The sequence below is a fragment of the Pseudomonas sp. Marseille-P9899 genome (assembly GCF_903166565.1).
GTDB lineage: Bacteria > Pseudomonadota > Gammaproteobacteria > Pseudomonadales > Pseudomonadaceae > Aquipseudomonas > Aquipseudomonas huaxiensis.
On the sequence record NZ_CAESCG010000001.1, the window covers coordinates 756,672 to 773,090 of the forward strand.

A 16,419-nucleotide genomic window follows, 5' to 3' on the forward strand; every position below is an offset into this window, starting at 1 on the left:
CCATGGATAACAATAAATACATACCGCTCAGAACCATCGAATCCACCCCGAGCCTGGATAACCTCGATCGCATCTGCGACATGGAAGAAGGCCGGCTGTCGGGCAAGGTGTTCTGGGACCAGGCCATCTACGAGCAGGAGATGGAAAAGATCTTCGCCCGTTGCTGGTTGTTCGTTGCCCACGAATCGCAACTGCCGAAATTCGGCGACTACCTGACCACCTCCATGGGCGAGGACGAAGTGCTGGTGGTGCGGCAAAAGGACGGCTCGCTGAAAGTCTTCCTCAATTCCTGCCCGCACCGCGGCAACAAGGTCTGCTTCGCCGAGGCTGGCAACGCTCGCGGCTTTATCTGCAACTACCACGGCTGGTCGTTCGGCGCCGACGGTGGCCGGCTGATGGGCATGCACGAATCCAAGTGCTACGAAGAAAGCAACTTCGACAAATCGAAACACGGCCTGCGCGAAGCCCGGGTCGGCACCTATAAAGGCCTGGTGTTCGCCACCTTCGCTGCCGACGCACCGACCCTTGAGGACTACCTCGGGCCGATGACCTGGTACCTCGACGTGATGCTCGATATGGACGAGGGCGGCAGCGAGTTCCTCGGCGGCTGCATCCGTTCCACCATCGACTGCAACTGGAAAATCGCTGCGGAAAACTTCGTTGGCGACATCCTTCATGGCGGCTGGACCCACGACTCGGCGGCCAAGGCCATGCTCGGCGGGCCGGTGACCAATGTCGGCGAATTGCCGGAATCCTATTCGGTGAACTGGAACGGCCACGGCTACGAATTCGCCACCGACGTGGTGGGCAACGCCGCGACCCTCGGCGAGCGCGATATCAACAAATACCTGCACGTGTTGCGGCCCAAGGTCGCCGAGCGCCTGGGCGAGTTCCGCTCGAAGCTGATCGGGGCGATTTCCTCGTTCACCGTGTTCCCCAACTTCTCCTTCCTGCCGGGGCAGAACACCGTGCGTATCTGGCAGCCGCGCGGGCCGCACAAGATCGAGCTGTTCACCTGGGTGATCGTCAACAAGAACGCCCCGCAGGACATCAAGGACAAATGGCGCCGCGGCGCGATGATGACCTTCTCGCCCACCGGCGTGTTCGAAATGGACGACGGCGAGAACTGGGAGTACTGCACCAAGACCGCGCGCGGCGTAGTCACCCGTTACCAGGACCTGTACGTCGGCCTGGGCATGGACAGCCGGATCGACAACAGCGAGCTGCCGGGCAATGTGTTCAAGGGCCAGCTCAACGAATGCAATGCGCGGGCGTTCTACCAGCGCTGGAAAGACCTGCTGCAAGCGCCGACCTGGGCGGATGTCCCGGACCGCAACGGCAAGATGCGCTGAGGAGAAGCCCGCATGACACTGGAACAACAGTTGACCTTCGACGAGGTGCGCCGCGTCGAGCAATTCCTGCTGCGCGAAGCGCGCCTGCTGGACAACGAATGCTGGGACGAATGGCTGCAGACCCTGAGCGAGGCGATTCACTACTGGATGCCCGGCATCGAGAACCGTCGTCGCGAGGACAAGTCCGGGCCCTACACCCTGGAACACATGGCCTTCTTCGACGACGGCATTCGCGAGCTGCAACGCCGGGTATCGCGCTTCAAGCAGCCGTCGGCCTGGGCCGAGAACCCGCCGACGCGCAATGTGCACCTGGTGAGCAATATCGAGGTGTATGCCGGCGAGGCGCCGGGCGAGTACCGCGCCTACTCCTGCTTTATCAACGTGCGCAGCCGCGGGCTTGATGAACAGTCGCAGATCACCGGCCGCCGCGAGGATGTGCTGCGGATCGAGGCGGACGGGTTGAAGCTGCTCAAGCGCAAGATCCTGATCCCCAATGCGATGTTGCTGTGCAAGAACATCAATACCTTCCTGTGACACCCCGTGTTGCTGAATTTCCGAGGATTGATTTATGGGTTGGCTAAACAACCAGGTCGCACTGGTCACCGGCGGCACTGGCGGCATCGGTAGCGCCATCGTGCGCCGCTATGTCGCCGAAGGGGCGAAGGTCGCGGTCATGGGCCGTGACGCCGCGCAACTGGCTGCGCTCTCCGCCGAACTGGGCGACGCGGTGATCACCGTACAGGGCGATGTCTCGCGCTGGCAGGACAACCAGCGCGCCGTGGCGGCAACGCTGGAAGCCTTCGGCAAGCTCGACACCTTTGTCGGCAACGCCGCGGTATTCGACTATTTCACCCGGCTCGACCGCATCGCCCCGGAAGATTTCGAAGGCGCGTTCCAGAAGCTGTTCTCGATCAATGTCCAGGGTTACCTGCTCGGCGCCCAGGCGGCGACCGAGGCGCTGCGCGAAACCCGCGGCAGCATGATTTTCACCCTGTCCAACAGCGCCTTTTATGCCGGCGGAGGTGGCATTCTCTACGTCACCGCCAAGCATGCGCTGGTGGGGATGATCCGCCAGTTGGCCTATGAGCTGGCGCCGGACATCCGCGTCAACGGTGTCGCCCCCGGCGCCACCAACACGCCGATGAAGAGCCTGGAAGGCCTGAACAGCCGCAGCGTGCCGCTGAACCAGATTCCCGGCTTCGAAGCCGGCGCCGCCCAGGCAGTGCCGCTGCAGCGTATCGCCGAGCCCGAGGACCACGCCGGCCATTACGTGCTGCTGGCCTCGCGGGAGAACGCCGGGCTGACCACCGCCAACATCATCCACAGCGATGGCGGCTGGGAAATCCGTAGCAGCGGGGCGGCCAAGCATCGCAAGACCTGAACCCAGCCAGCGTGCTCTACAAAATAAACAAGAGAGATGCGTGATGAGCAACAGAAGCCTTAGTGCACCGCAACAACACCTGCTGGACCTGGTCGCGGGCCTCAATCTGCCCGTGCTGGCCGCGCCGATGTTCCTGGTTTCCGGGCCGAAGCTGGTCTCGGCCTGCTGCCAGGCCGGGATCATCGGCAGCTTCCCGGCACCCAATGCCCGCACCGTCGAACAACTGGACCAGTGGCTCGGCGAGATCGTCGCCGAGCGCGAGGCCGCCAGCCAGCGCGGCGAGGCCCGCGCGCCGTGGATGCTGAACATGATCGTGCACAGCACCTACGACCGCTTCGACGCCGAGCTGGAACTGGTCAAACGCTACCAACCGCCAATCGTCTCCACCGCACTCGGCAGCCCTAAACGCGTGCTCGATGCGGTGCACGCCTACGGCGGCGTGGTGATCGCCGATGTGATCAGCCCGGCCCTGGCGCGCAAGGCGGCGGACGCCGGCGTCGATGGTCTGGTGCTGGTTTGTAACGGCGCCGGCGGCCACACCGGCAACTACAACCCGTTCGCCTTCGCAGGCGAAGTGCGGCAGTTCTGGGACGGTCCGCTGGGTCTGGCCGGAGCCATCTCCAACGGTCGCGATATCCACGCCGCGCAAGTGCTCGGCTGCGACTTCTCGCTGGTCGGCACGCGCCTGGTGGCCGCCGCGGAAAGCCTGGTGGAAGACGCCTACCGCGACATGCTGGTGGACTGCTCGCTGGATGACGTGGTCACCACCAAGGCGGTCAGTGGCGTGTTGGCCAACTGGATGCGTCCGTCGCTGGAGCAGGCCGGTATCGACCCGGCCACCGAAACCCGCGCCAGCATCGACTTCTCCGGCAACATCGCCAGCGCCAACAAGGCCTGGAAGCACGTGTGGTCGGCGGGGCAGGGGGTCGGGCAAATCAGCCGCCACTACAGCGTCGCCGAACTGGTGGATGAACTGCACCAGGGTTACCAGGAAAGCCGCGCTCGCGCGTTGTAAGCCGAACTTGCCTTCAGGAGAAACACGATGACTCATCCTTCCCTGCAACCGGCCGCCGAAGCACTGGCCCGCGCCCGGCAGACCCGCACCCCGTGCGGGCGCATTTCCGAGCGTTTCGATATCAACAGCCTGGCCGACGCCTACGCGGTCCAGGAACTCAACACCCAGGCCGCCCTGGCCGCCGGCCGGCGCCTGAGCGGGCGCAAGATCGGCCTCACCTCGCTGGCGGTGCAGCAGCAACTGGGCGTCGATCAACCGGATTTCGGCATGCTCTTCGCCGACATGGAAGTCCGCGACGGCGAGACCATCGACAGCACGCGGCTGATCCAGCCCAAGGCCGAAGGCGAGATTGCCTTTGTCCTCGGCCGTGACCTGCCGCACACCGACACCACCCTGGCCGAGCTGCTGCGCGCTGTGGACCATGTGCTGCCGGCGCTGGAGATTGTCGATTCGGCGATCGAAGACTGGAAGATCACCCTGGTCGATACCGTCGCCGACAACGCCTCTTCCGGTCTTTATGTGCTGGGCAAGACCCCGGTAAGCCTGGCCGGGCTCGACCTGGCGCTGGAAGGCATGCTGCTGGAGAAAAACGGCGCGCAAGCGGCCATCGGTGTTGGTGCGGCCTGCATGGGCAACCCGCTGGACGCGTGCCTGTGGCTGGCGCGGACCATGGCCGAGGCCGGGCGTCCGTTGCAGGCGGGTGATGTGCTGCTGTCCGGCGCGCTGGGGCCGATGGTCCAGGTCCGGGCCGGCGACAGCCTGCGCCTGCGTCTGACCCGGCTTGGCGAGGTGAACTGCCACTTCGCCTGAAACGAACGAGCCAACACCTTGAGGCCGGCCGCCAGGCTGGCGAACGTCACAACAATAAATCAGTGAGCGGTGGGCACCTGACCCGCCGAACTCATGAGGGCGTGCCATGTACGACATCTTCAACGACCCGACGCGGTTGGCGCCGGCGCGCGTGCTCTATGAGCCCGGCGCGGACGGCAGCTTCATCCTCGGCTCGGCCGAACCCCTGCAACCTTATGCCCGCTGCATCGGCGAATGGCTGGAGCATTGGGCGCATCAGACCCCCGACCGCGCTTACCTCGCGGAACGCCGCAACGGTGGCTGGTTCACCCTGAGCTACCGTGAAGTGCGCCAGCGTGTCGGCGCTCTGGCCCAGGGCCTGCTGGAACTGGACACTGCGCCGGGGCGCCCGGTGCTGATGCTCTCTGAAAACGATATCGACCAGGCTCTGCTGACCCTGGCGGCCATGCACGTGGGCATTCCGGTGTCCACCGTATCGGTGGCCTATGCCCGCAATACCGGCAGCGGCTGCGCCAAGCTCAAGGCGATCATCGAGGTGCTGGACCCGGCGCTGATCTTCGTCAACGACGGCGATGCCTTCTGCCGCGCCATCGAGCTGGTCGCACCACGCTGCCCGGTGGTGGCGGCACGCAACGCCCAGGAAATCCCCGACGGGCTGGCCCTGCCATTGCTCTACAAACCGGAAAGTCCGGCGGTGATGGACGCCTTTGCCCGCCTGAGCGGCGACACCCCGGCGCGCTACCTGCTGACCTCCGGTTCCACCGGTTCGCCGAAGGCGGTGATCAATACGCACGGCATGCTCTGCGCCAACCAGCAGGCCATCGCCCAGTGCTGGCCCTTCATCGAGCGGATCGACGTGGTGGTGCTGGACTGGCTGCCGTGGAGCCACGTGTTCGGCGCCAACCATAACTTCAACCTGGTGCTGCGCAACGGCGGCACCCTGTACATCGACGACGGCCGGCCGCTGCCGGGGCAGATCGACCGCACGGTGGAGAACATCAAGTCGGTCAAGCCGACGCTGTTCTTCAACGTGCCGCGCGGTTACGAGTCGCTGCTGCCGTACCTGGAGCGTGACGAAGAACTGGCCCGCGCCTTGTTCGGCCGCCTGGAACTGCTGTTCTACGCCGCCGCCGCGTTGCCGCAAAGCTCCTGGCAACGGCTGGTGGCCCGCGCCGCCGAAGTGCGCGAGGCGCCGCTGTTCTTCGCCACCGAATGGGGTTCGACCGAGACTTCGCCGGTGGTCACCAGCGTGCATTTCCAGTTGGACAAGGCCGGCAATATCGGCCTGCCGGTGCCGGGCACGCAGATCCGCTTCGTGCCCAGCGGCGACAAGCTGGAAATGCGCGTGCGCGGCCCGTCGGTGTTCCCGCGTTACCTCAACGACGAGCAGAGCACTGAGGCGGCGTTCGATGAACTGGGCTTCTACCGCATCGGCGATGCCGGCCGGCTGGTGGACCCGGAGCGGCCCGAGCTGGGCATTCTGTTCGATGGCCGGGTCACCGAGGACTTCAAGCTCAGCAGCGGCACCTGGGTGTCGGTGGGCACGCTGCGCCCGCGGCTGGTCAGCGCCCTGGCGCCCTATGCCAGCGATTGTGTGATCTGCGGTCACGACCGCGACGTGATCGGCGCGCTGGTCTACCCGACCCCGGCCCTGCGCGAATTGCTCGGCAAGGCCGGCGAGTCCATGAGCGGCGCGCAACTGGCGTTGCAACCGGAAGTGCGCTTGGCCCTGTGCGCCGGCTTGAAGGCTCTGGCCAGGGACTTCCCGGCGTCGTCCCAGCACGCGGTGCGGCTGATGATCCTCGACACCCCACCGAGCCTGAATGACGGCGAAATCACCGACAAGGGCTACATCAACCAGCGCGCCGCCCTGACGCTGCGCGCCGACGCGGTCCAGCGCCTGTACGCCGACACCCTCGGCCAGGACGTGATCCTGCTCGCCGAAGTCTACGGAGAAGCGGTATGAGTCAACGCAAACTGAAAGTCGCCATCATCGGTTCCGGCAATATCGGCACCGACCTGATGATCAAGATCCTGCGCCACGGCCAGCATCTGGAGATGGCCGCGATGGTCGGCATCGACCCGGCGTCCGATGGTCTGGCGCGGGCCGCGCGGATGGGCGTCGCCATCACCCACGAAGGGGTCGAGGGGCTGACGCGCATGCCTGAGTTCGCTGATATCGATTTCGTCTTCGATGCCACCAGCGCCGGCGCTCACGTCAAGAACGACGCCTTCCTGCGCTCGATCAAACCCGGCATTCGTCTGATCGACCTGACGCCTGCCGCCATCGGTCCGTACTGCGTGCCGGTGGTGAATCTGGAAGAGAACCTCGCTCAGCTCAACGTCAATATGGTCACTTGTGGCGGCCAGGCGACCATTCCGATGGTCGCGGCCGTATCCCGTGTCGCCAAGGTGCATTACGCCGAAATCGTCGCGTCGATCGCCAGCAAATCCGCTGGCCCAGGCACTCGCGCCAATATCGACGAGTTCACCGAAACCACCTCTCGTGCCATCGAAGTGATCGGTGGGGCGGCCAAGGGTAAAGCGATCATCGTGATGAATCCGGCCGAGCCGCCGTTGATCATGCGTGACACGGTATTCGTCCTTTCCGAGGCGGTCGATCAGGCGAAGGTCGAGGCCTCGATCATCGAAATGGCCCAGGCCGTCCAGGCCTATGTGCCCGGCTACCGACTGAAGCAGAAGGTCCAGTTCGAGGACGTTAGCGACCTGAAGATTCCCGGTCTTGGCGTGTTCTCCGGCCTGAAGACCTCGGTGTTCCTCGAAGTCGAAGGCGCCGCCCATTACCTCCCGGCCTACGCCGGCAACCTCGACATCATGACGTCCGCCGCCATGGCCACCGCCGAGCGCATGGCCCTGTCGATGATCAACGGCTGAGGAACGACCATGAAAAAGATCTATATCTCCGACGTCACCCTGCGCGACGGTAGCCATGCAGTGCGCCATCAGTACACCCTCGACAATGCGCGGGATATCGCCCGGGCGCTGGACAAGGCCAAGGTCGACTCCATCGAAGTCGCTCATGGCGATGGCCTGCAAGGGTCCAGCTTCAACTATGGCTTTGGCCGGCACACCGATCTTGAGTACATCGAGGCGGTGGCGGATGTGGTCAGCCACGCCAAGATCGCCACGCTGCTGCTGCCGGGGATCGGCACGGTTCATGACTTGAAAGCTGCTTATGACGCCGGCGCCCGTGTGGTCCGCGTCGCTACCCATTGCACCGAAGCGGACGTCTCGAAGCAGCACATCGAATACGCCCGCGAGCTGGGCATGGACACCGTCGGCTTCCTGATGATGAGCCATATGGTCCCGGCCGAGCAGCTGGCGGCGCAGGGCAAGTTGATGGAGAGCTACGGCGCCCAGTGCATCTACATGGCTGACTCGGGTGGCGCGATGAACATGCAGGACATCCGCGACCGGATGCGCGCGTTCAAGGCGGTGCTGAACCCGGAAACCCAGACCGGCATGCATGCACATCACAACCTGAGCCTTGGCGTTGCCAACTCGATTGCGGCGGTGGAAGAGGGCTGTGATCGGATTGATGCCAGTCTCGCGGGCATGGGTGCGGGCGCGGGTAATGCGCCGCTGGAGGTGTTTATCGCCGCCGCCGAGCGTCTTGGTTGGAACCATGGCACTGATCTCTACACCTTGATGGATGCGGCGGACGACATCGTGCGTCCGTTGCAGGATCGGCCGGTGCGCGTGGATCGGGAGTCGCTGGCGCTGGGGTATGCGGGGGTTTATTCGAGCTTCCTGCGTCATGCGGAAATCGCGGCGGAGCGGTATGGGTTGAAGACCGTGGACATTCTGGTTGAGCTGGGCAAGCGGCGGATGGTGGGGGCAGGAGGACATGATTGTGGATGTGGCGTTGGATCTGCTGGCTCGGCGGAATTAACCGAAATCGCGAGCAAGCTCGCTCCTACGAGGGTGGGGGCTTGCATCGCAGGTCCCGAACACAATCCCAACCTGAGGCGCAGACCATGAATTTCACCCTGAACATCCAACCGGTCGGCCTGAGCTGCCCGGCCACCCCCGACCAGACCATCCTCGACGCTGCCCTGGCCGACGGCCTGATGCTCAAGCACAGTTGCCGCACCGGCACCTGCGGCAGTTGCAAGGGCCGCTTGCTCAGCGGCGAAGTCGACCACGGCGACAGCCCGCTCGACGTGCTCAGCACTGCCGAACGCGAGCAGGGCCTGGCGCTGTTCTGCTGCGCCCGGGCCAGATCCGACCTGGTGATCGACGCCCCGGAAGTCACCGAACTGCGCGGCATCAGCATCCAGCAGATGGGCGTGCGCGTCGCCAGCGTCGGCAAGGTCAGCCACGACGTCGCCGTGCTGCGCCTGATGCTGGCGCCGGGCAGTGCGTTCAATTACTTCCCCGGCCAGTACGTCCAGGTGCTGCTCAAGGACGGCAGCCGCCGCAGTTACTCCATGGCCACCGCGGTTGCCCGCGACCAGCAACTGGAACTGCATATCCGCCATATGCCGGGCGGTGTATTCAGCGGCCATGTGTTCACCGCGTTGCAGCCCAAGGCGATCCTGCGCATGGAAGGGCCGTTCGGCTCGTTCTTCCTGCGCGACGGCGACGCGCCGATGATTTTCCTCGCCAGCGGCACTGGTTTTGCGCCGATTCAAGCGTTGCTGGAGCAGTTGCGCGAACGTGGCGACAACCGTCGGCCGGTGTACCTGTACTGGGGCGGGCGGCGGCGCGAGGACCTGTACCGGCACGAACAATTGCTGGCGTGGGAAGCCGAACTGCCGTGGCTGCGCTACACCCCGGTGCTGTCCGAGCCGACCGAGGCGTGCGACTGGCAGGGCGCGACCGGTTTCGTGCACCGCCAGGTGGTCAATGACTTTCAGAGTCTCAAGGGTTTCGAGGTGTATGCCTGTGGCGCGCCGATCGTGGTGGATTCGGCGCGGCGGGATTATGTGGCGGAGCGGAATCTGGCGGAGGCGGATTTTTACGCGGATGCGTTTGTTTAGCCGGGGCATCGCGAGCAAGCTCGCTCCTACAAGGCTCGGATCGCCGCGCACTCTGTAGGAGCGAGCTTGCTCGCGATATGCACCTGCAAATCAGGCCCAAAGTCTCTTAAAACCCGCCCCATTCAAGCGCTTGCCGGGTTTGCCATCATTTCGCCATTCCCGTAGAATCCATCGGCATTTAAAGGCGCCAAGGCCCAGCCTCGGCGCTTGATTCATCGGGCCTCCCGACCTAACTAAAAATGACCGCGCATTGCGGCAAAGCCTTTGTGTGCACCACGCCCTCGCAAGCCGGCGCTGTATCGCCGTGCCCGTGGGCTCCGAGGCTTAATCCGTCTGGCTTTCGCATCCACCCAGGCCAGCGCGGATATTTGAGGAAAGGTCAATGCGGGTCAGAAATCTATCCATCGGCGCAAGAGCCGGTTTTGCCTTCGCGATCCTGGCGGTATTGGTATTGCTGTTGGGCGCCGTCGCGATTTTCGAAGCCGAGAAGATGAACTCGGCGAATGACAAGATCACCGGCTACTGGCAACCCACCAGCCATGCCCTGAGCGAAACCGGCATGGCCCTGGGCCGCACCCGCGCCTTGACGTTGCGCTCCGTTCTGCTGCGCGACGTGGGTGATCGCCAGCACACGCTGGAACTGATCGCCCTGCGTCAGAAAGACATCCTGAGCAACCTCAAATACTACGAAGAGAACATCAACAGCCAACACAACCGTGAGCTGTACGATGCCTTCAAGGTCGCCTACGACAAGTACCACGGCCTGCAGAAACAGATCCTCGACGCCGTGCGTGGCGAACGCATGTCCGACGCCATCGACCTGATCAACGGCCCGCTGGTGGAATACGCCGACGGCATGATGAACGAACTCGGCACGCTGCTGCGCTACAACTACGATGGCCTGGCGGAATCGGGCAAGGTCAGCAATGACTCGTACAACCGGGCGATCCTGATCATCGCCATCACCCTTGTGGTCATCCTCGCCGCCATGATCGCCATCGCCGCGATCCTCACCCGCAGTATCGTCACCCCGCTGCACGAAGCCGTGGTGGTGGCGGATCGCGTGTCCCATGGCGACCTGACCCAGGAAATCATCGTCACCGGTCGCGACGAGCCAGCGCTGCTGCTGGAGTCGATGCGCACCATGCAGGAACGCCTGCGCACCACCATCCGCCAGATCGCCGAATCGTCCGACCGCCTGGCCTCGGCCTCGGAAGAGCTGCACGCGGTGACCGACGACACCAGTCGCGGCCTGCTGCAACAGAGCGCCGAGATCGAACAGGCGGCCACCGCAGTCAACGAAATGACCGCCGCCGTCGAAGAAGTTGCCAGCAACGCGGTGACCACCTCCGATGCCTCGCGCCGTGCCGACGACACCACCCAGCACGGCCGCGCCCAGGTCGATCAGGCGCTGGCCTCGATCCAGAGCCTGGTCAGCGACGTGGGCGACACCGCCCAGGAAGTCGAAACCCTGGCCAACCACGTCAACGACATCAGCCGCGTGCTGGATGTGATCGGCTCGATTGCCGACCAGACCAACCTGCTGGCGCTCAACGCTGCCATCGAGGCCGCACGGGCCGGCGAGGCGGGCAGGGGCTTCGCCGTGGTTGCCGACGAAGTGCGTGCCCTGGCGCACCGCACCCAGCAGTCCACCGAAGAAATCGAGCAGATGATCGGCGGCGTCCAGGCCGGCACTCACCGGGCGGTCAGCACCATGCACAGCAGCCAGAGCCAGGCCAGCCGCACCCTCGTCGTGGCCCAGGCCGCCGATGAGGCGCTGAAGGTGATCGCCGAGGCCATTGCCGCGATCAACGAACGCAACCTGGTGATCGCCAGCGCGTCCGAGGAACAAGCGTCTGTGGCGCGGGAAGTGGACCGCAACCTGGTCAATATCCGCGACCTGTCGATCCAGACCTCGACCGGCGCCAACCAGACCAACGCTGCCAGCCAGGACCTGTCGCGCCTGGCGGTGGAACTGAACGTGATGATTTCCAAGTTCAAGGTCTGAGCCTTTCGCGGCAGCCCCGCCGGTGGGGCTGCCGCGACGCTTTACAGCGTGCGTGAAAAAAAGTTCCCTCGTGAAACACTTGCCCCGGCGCCTGCTGGCGCTTGGAAAACCCCCGTTCCAGAGCCCTTCGTAAACCTGGGTATGCTTTGGATATATCACCAATATCCGGTTGTGACCTGGCCGCCCCGCAACTAGCCTCACAGCTCGTCACCCATACTTTTAACACCCGCAGCGCATCTGGGAGGGAGCCCGGCGCTCATCAAGGGGTTTTGCCATCATGCCGTTCAGTACCGACGCATTGAATGTCCTGGTACGAGAAATCTCCCCCACGCTGCGCTTCGGAACACTCCACCAATTGGTGCAGCAGTTGGGCTTCGACTTTTTCGGCTTCACCTGCTGGACCAGCTTCGACCACCGCCCACTGCTCTTCAGTACCTTTCCGGCGGGCTGGATCCAGAACTACAAGCGCAGGCAATACATCGACACCGATCCGCGGATCGACCATTGTCGACGCTCGATCATACCGATCTTCTGGACCGAGGAATTCTTCCGTCCGGTGGCCGGCATGTGGGAGGACGCCCAGGCGTTCGGCCTGTGCAACGGCTGGTCGCAGGGGGCTCATTCGGAAGGGGTGTTCAGCATCCTCGACGTAGCACGTGAAAAGGGCCCTATCTCCGACGAGGAGTGGTATGAGAAGGCCGGGCAGGTCTTGCTGCTGTGCAACCTGATCCACATGAACCAGGCGGACGAGCTCAAGCGCAAGATCGGCACCCTGCACCTGAGCGAGCGCGAGATCGAAGTGCTGCGCTGGTCAGCCACCGGCAAAACGGCCGAGGAAGTGGCCGACATCCTCAACCTGTCGGAGTCCACGGTGAACTTCCACGCGCGCAACACCATCGTCAAACTCGGCGTGCAGAACAAGGTCGCAGCCATCGCTCGCGCCGCCCGGCTTGGCCTGTTCATGACCCGGGAAACCCACCCGAGCGCTGAAGTCACCGACTACGGACGCCGCGCAACCGACTGGCCACTGGCTGCGGGGGCTTGAGCCAGAGCCGTTTATTGCACCTTTATGACGACTGGCGATAACGATATGCCCCTGTTTGGGGCATTTGTTTTAAGTCTGTTCAAGAGTCACTCTCATCTTCGAGCTGCTCGATAGCATAAAGCCATCCTTAAACCATTCAGTTAGTTAGCAAGCTTTCAGTTGGCCTGGTAGTTGCCTCTCAAAATCCATTGGAATGTCGTCATTGGAGAGGTCTATGTCGCTTACAAGCAACTCCATGCATTTATCAGGGGATGAGCGTCGCTGGCTGCCGTGGTTTGGCAAGACCGGCAAACTGGCGATGGGCTGGGCCTGTCGCGTCAACCGTTCGGCTTATCCGGTCATCGAGCAGACGTTCGAGGCGATCGCTGAAACCCGGGTCAAGCTGCTCAACAGTTGGGCCCTGGAACAATGGGAACACCTGGCCGAACTGGCCCAGGGCCTTGGCGACCTGAGCGGCATCGACTCTCACGCGCTGCAGGAAAAACTGCAACAGGCCGAGGACTTTTCCGAACTGTTTGTCGTCGATCCCGCAGGCAAACTGCTGGCCTCGACCTGGAACAGTCAGGACCGCCGCAGCGTCAACCCGGCAGCCCTCGCCGAAGGCCTGAAAGCGCCGTTCCTGCACGGCCCTTACAGCGACCCGCTGACCCAGGCCATCGGCCCGTCCTCGTCGCGCTTCCATGACGAAGTGACGCTGATGTTCTACCAGCCGGTGAAAGTGGCGGGCAAAGTCCTCGGCTGCCTTTGCGGGCGGGTGCCCAACGACGTGCTGGGCGATCTGATCCAGCGCGAGGCCGGGCATATCTTCGCCGAGTCCGGGGACAACTACCTGTTCATGGTCCAGTCGCGCTTCGACCCCAGCCTGCAGCCGGGCGTGGCGCTGTCGCGCTCGCGCTTCGAAGACGGCACCTTCAGCCATGGCGAAAACCTCAAGAGCGGCGTGCACACCGCCTGGAAGACCGTGCAGGTACAGCGTCACACCGAACTCGAACTGCGCTTCACTGATCCTGCGACCCAGCAACTGCACCCCGGCGTGCGTGAAACCATCCGCAAGGGCTCGAACCTGTTCGTCACCTACCCGGGCTATTCCGACTACCGCCATATCCCGGTGGTGGGCAAGGGCGTGACCTTCCAGATGCCGGGCTCGCCGGACCGCTGGGGCATGATGTGCGAGGCCGACCTGGAAGAAGTCTATCGCCGCCGCTCGCTCAGCTACGGCCTGATGAAACCGTACCTGGCGACCATGCTCGGCCTGTTCGCCTGCAACTACCTGGTCCAGCACTACAGCGGGCTTTCGCAACACCTGATCGACCTCTGCGAGGCCGGCAGCCTGGTGATCGCCGCCGTGATCTTCAGCACCCTCGGCCCGAAACGCCTGGCCGTGCGCATCAACGAAATGACCGGGGTCATCCGCACCATCGCCGAGGGCGAAGGCAACCTGCGCCAGCGCCTCGACACCTCGCGCATGGCCAATGACGAAACCGGCGACATGGGGCGCTGGATCAACAGCTTCATCGACCACCTGGACTCGGTGGTCGGGCAAGTGGTCAAGGCCAGCCACAGCGTCGGCACCACCAACCAGATGATGCTCGGCCGCAGCCGCGAAGCCAGCAGCACCTCGATGGAAGTGGCTGACGCCATCCACCGCATGATGGTCATCGTCGAAGAGCAACTGGGCGAGATCCAGCAGGCGTCCGCCGGTGCCGAACAAATGAAGCAGGCCATGGACGAAGTGGTCGAGCGCGCCCGCAAACAGTTCCACACCGTGCAGGAGGGCACCCAATCGATCCGCGATGTGGTCGAGCGCTCGGCGTCCAGCGTGCAACTGCTCGACAGCCGCATGGCCGAAATCGGCAAGATCAGCGGCCTGATCAGCGACATCACCAACCAGACCAACCTGCTGGCCCTCAACGCCGCGATCGAAGCGGCGAGGGCGGGTGAGCATGGCCGCGGCTTCGCCGTGGTCGCCGATGAAGTCCGCAGCCTTGCCTCCCGCACTTCCAGCGCCGCCGAAGAAATCCGCCTGACCGTTGAAAGCCTGCAGGGCGAAACCCAAAAGGCCGTCGGCTTTATGGAAGACGGCGTGAAGAACGTCGACCAGAGCCTTGGTCTAGCCGAACAGGCTTCTTCGGAAAACGTGCAACTGCACCAGGCCGTTGAAAACATGTTCAGCATCATCCAGCAGCTCAACCAGCGCAGCCTCGATTACGGGCGGACCATCAAGGAAGTCGACCAGTCCTCGGTGGAAATGCACCAGACCGTCAGCGTCCTGCACGCCAGCGCCGAGACCGTGCGCCTGAATGCCAACAAGCTGCAGAAACTGGTGGGCCTGTTCGAAGTCAGCCGCGCCACCGGCCAGCGCGCTGCAGCCTGACGTGTACCCTTGGAGCAGGGCGGTTACGCAGGAAAAACCGCCCGTTTCCAAGACGAAAACTTTTTTAAATCAGGGGGTTGCCAGCATGGGTGAATGCACGCATAATGGCGTCCATCGAAAGCGACGAGAAATAAAAATCTCAACGTTTTCAAAGAGTTAGAGAGATCAGTGATTTCCGAAACTCATCAGAGGCCGAGTAGCAAAGTGGTTATGCTCCGGATTGCAAATCCGTCTACGCCGGTTCGATTCCGACCTCGGCCTCCATATTCGAAAGCCCCGCAGATTACGGTCTGCGGGGTTTTTTATTGTGGGCGGAAAAGTACGATCGTTTCCGCATTATTAGGCATCGTTTCCGCATCAGGCGTTTATTTGGTAGGGCTGACCACCTCGCCAACGCGGCGGTAAACGCGCTTCGTGATCTCTTCTTTCGAGTGCCCCAGCAGCCGGCTAGCGTGGCTGATGTCCTCGATTTCCGAGGCTGCCTTCGGTCGGATGTCTCGAAATTGGAACTGTCGGACTTTGGTGGCTAGCTCCGAATTGCCATCGGCGACCAGCTTTCGCGCCGCTTTGTCTCGCGCCTCGCTGAAGCGGTTCCTTAGCATTCCCCAGCTCATGCGCAGACCGGATTCGTTGGTGATGAGGCGCGAGTTGCGCACGGCCTGTAGCTTCCGTCGCTCGATCAGCGCCTCAATGAACAAGCCGAGGCCGGTCAGCTCGCCGTTGACGTGCCGCCGAATGCGCAGTTTCTTCTCGGTCTTGTTCTGGTCGACCCATAGGTAGTCCTCGTCAAGGTCGACGGTGCTGAACTTCAGCGTGTCGGCAGGGCGCTGGCCGGCCAGATAGGCCAGGTCCATCGCATCTTTCAGGCCCTGGTCCCCTTCGAAGTAAACCGCATCCCACACCTCATCGGCCGCATAGAAGTCACGGACCTTTTCCTTGTTACGGCGAACCGCCAAGCACGGGTTGCGCTCTGAAAAGCCCCACTCCATGGCCATGGTGAAAACGTGCGAGAGCAGGGCGATCTCCCTGTTTGCCCTGGTCTTCGCGGTGCGGGCGTCCCGGTACTGAGCAATGATTGGCGGACTCAGGGCCTCGATCGGGGCGTCAGCGAACGCCTTGCGCAGGCGCTCCAGTTCATACTTGTTGTCTTTCTGTGTCCGTGGCGACTTACCTGGGATGATGTCCCGCTCGTACCGGTCAAACAGTTCCGCCATCGTCGCCATCACCTTCGGTGCCGCCTTGTGCTCCAGGCGCGCCCATTCCAATTTGGCCTCTGCAAGGTCAGTCCCAAGCGGTACCTCCTGCCGCTTCCCGTCCGCATCCCTTCCGTCGTAGTAATACCCAACCCATAGCTTGCCGCTTTTCAACTTGCGGACCCGCCGCAACATCCTTGGCGGCAGGTCCTTGTTCGATGCCTTCCTGTTGCGCATT

Annotated in this window: 12 protein-coding genes, 1 tRNA gene and 2 pseudogenes; 14 read left to right on the top strand and 1 reads right to left on the bottom strand. The window is 63.2% G+C overall.

The window, feature by feature from the left end; genetic code table 11:
- Positions 1-2: 2 nt before the first annotated feature.
- The 14 genes and pseudogenes from HWV67_RS03325 to HWV67_RS03385 all read left to right on the top strand — a co-directional run bounded on the left by HWV67_RS03325 (position 3) and on the right by HWV67_RS03385 (position 15,252).
- The gene (locus HWV67_RS03325) at positions 3-1,352 is read left to right on the top strand and encodes an SRPBCC family protein (protein WP_175649913.1); all 1,350 of its coding nucleotides are present in this window, start codon (positions 3-5) and stop codon (positions 1,350-1,352) included.
- A 12-nt stretch (positions 1,353-1,364) separates the two neighbouring features.
- Positions 1,365-1,886 (top strand): 3-phenylpropionate/cinnamic acid dioxygenase subunit beta, encoded by a 522-nt coding sequence (locus tag HWV67_RS03330; RefSeq protein WP_175649914.1) that lies wholly within the window; start codon positions 1,365-1,367, stop codon positions 1,884-1,886.
- A gap of 34 nt (positions 1,887-1,920) precedes the next feature.
- Positions 1,921-2,733 carry a 3-(cis-5,6-dihydroxycyclohexa-1,3-dien-1-yl)propanoate dehydrogenase gene (gene hcaB / locus HWV67_RS03335; protein WP_175649915.1) on the top strand — a complete coding sequence of 271 codons (813 nt, stop codon included), beginning with the start codon at positions 1,921-1,923 and terminating at the stop codon, positions 2,731-2,733.
- Positions 2,734-2,776: 43 nt separating this feature from the next.
- Positions 2,777-3,748: an NAD(P)H-dependent flavin oxidoreductase gene (locus HWV67_RS03340; protein WP_175649916.1), complete on the top strand. Its 972-nt coding sequence runs from the start codon at positions 2,777-2,779 to the stop codon at positions 3,746-3,748.
- 27 nt (positions 3,749-3,775) lie between these two features.
- Positions 3,776-4,558, top strand: a complete 783-nt coding sequence (locus tag HWV67_RS03345) for a 2-keto-4-pentenoate hydratase (protein WP_175649917.1) — start codon at positions 3,776-3,778, stop codon at positions 4,556-4,558.
- Positions 4,559-4,664: 106 nt separating this feature from the next.
- Positions 4,665-6,524 (top strand): feruloyl-CoA synthase, encoded by a 1,860-nt coding sequence (locus tag HWV67_RS03350; protein ID WP_175649918.1) that lies wholly within the window; start codon positions 4,665-4,667, stop codon positions 6,522-6,524.
- A complete protein-coding gene (locus HWV67_RS03355; protein WP_175649919.1) occupies positions 6,521-7,453 on the top strand; it encodes an acetaldehyde dehydrogenase (acetylating) in 933 nt (310 codons plus the stop codon). Before HWV67_RS03350 ends, HWV67_RS03355 begins: the two co-directional genes overlap by 4 nt.
- Before the next feature lie 9 nt (positions 7,454-7,462).
- Positions 7,463-8,471 (top strand): annotated as a pseudogene (gene dmpG, locus HWV67_RS03360) (4-hydroxy-2-oxovalerate aldolase).
- Positions 8,472-8,556: 85 nt separating this feature from the next.
- Positions 8,557-9,561: a CDP-6-deoxy-delta-3,4-glucoseen reductase gene (locus HWV67_RS03365; protein ID WP_175649920.1), complete on the top strand. Its 1,005-nt coding sequence runs from the start codon at positions 8,557-8,559 to the stop codon at positions 9,559-9,561.
- A gap of 382 nt (positions 9,562-9,943) precedes the next feature.
- Positions 9,944-10,714: pseudogene (locus HWV67_RS32350) on the top strand (MCP four helix bundle domain-containing protein); the annotation flags it as partial.
- Complete coding sequence (locus HWV67_RS32355) at positions 10,706-11,569, top strand: methyl-accepting chemotaxis protein (RefSeq protein WP_444851802.1); 864 nt, start codon at positions 10,706-10,708, stop codon at positions 11,567-11,569. The pseudogene HWV67_RS32350 and the gene HWV67_RS32355, both read left to right, overlap by 9 nt.
- A 277-nt stretch (positions 11,570-11,846) precedes the next feature.
- Positions 11,847-12,614: an autoinducer binding domain-containing protein gene (locus HWV67_RS03375; protein ID WP_175649921.1), complete on the top strand. Its 768-nt coding sequence runs from the start codon at positions 11,847-11,849 to the stop codon at positions 12,612-12,614.
- A gap of 1,723 nt (positions 12,615-14,337) precedes the next feature.
- Complete coding sequence (locus tag HWV67_RS31995) at positions 14,338-14,988, top strand: methyl-accepting chemotaxis protein (protein ID WP_371929282.1); 651 nt, start codon at positions 14,338-14,340, stop codon at positions 14,986-14,988.
- A gap of 190 nt (positions 14,989-15,178) precedes the next feature.
- Positions 15,179-15,252, top strand: a tRNA-Cys gene (locus HWV67_RS03385).
- A 101-nt stretch (positions 15,253-15,353) separates the two neighbouring features.
- Here HWV67_RS03385 and HWV67_RS03390 read toward each other — a convergent pair.
- Positions 15,354-16,418 carry an integrase gene (locus tag HWV67_RS03390; protein ID WP_175649923.1) on the bottom strand — a complete coding sequence of 355 codons (1,065 nt, stop codon included), beginning with the start codon at positions 16,416-16,418 and terminating at the stop codon, positions 15,354-15,356.
- Position 16,419: the final 1 nt, after the last annotated feature.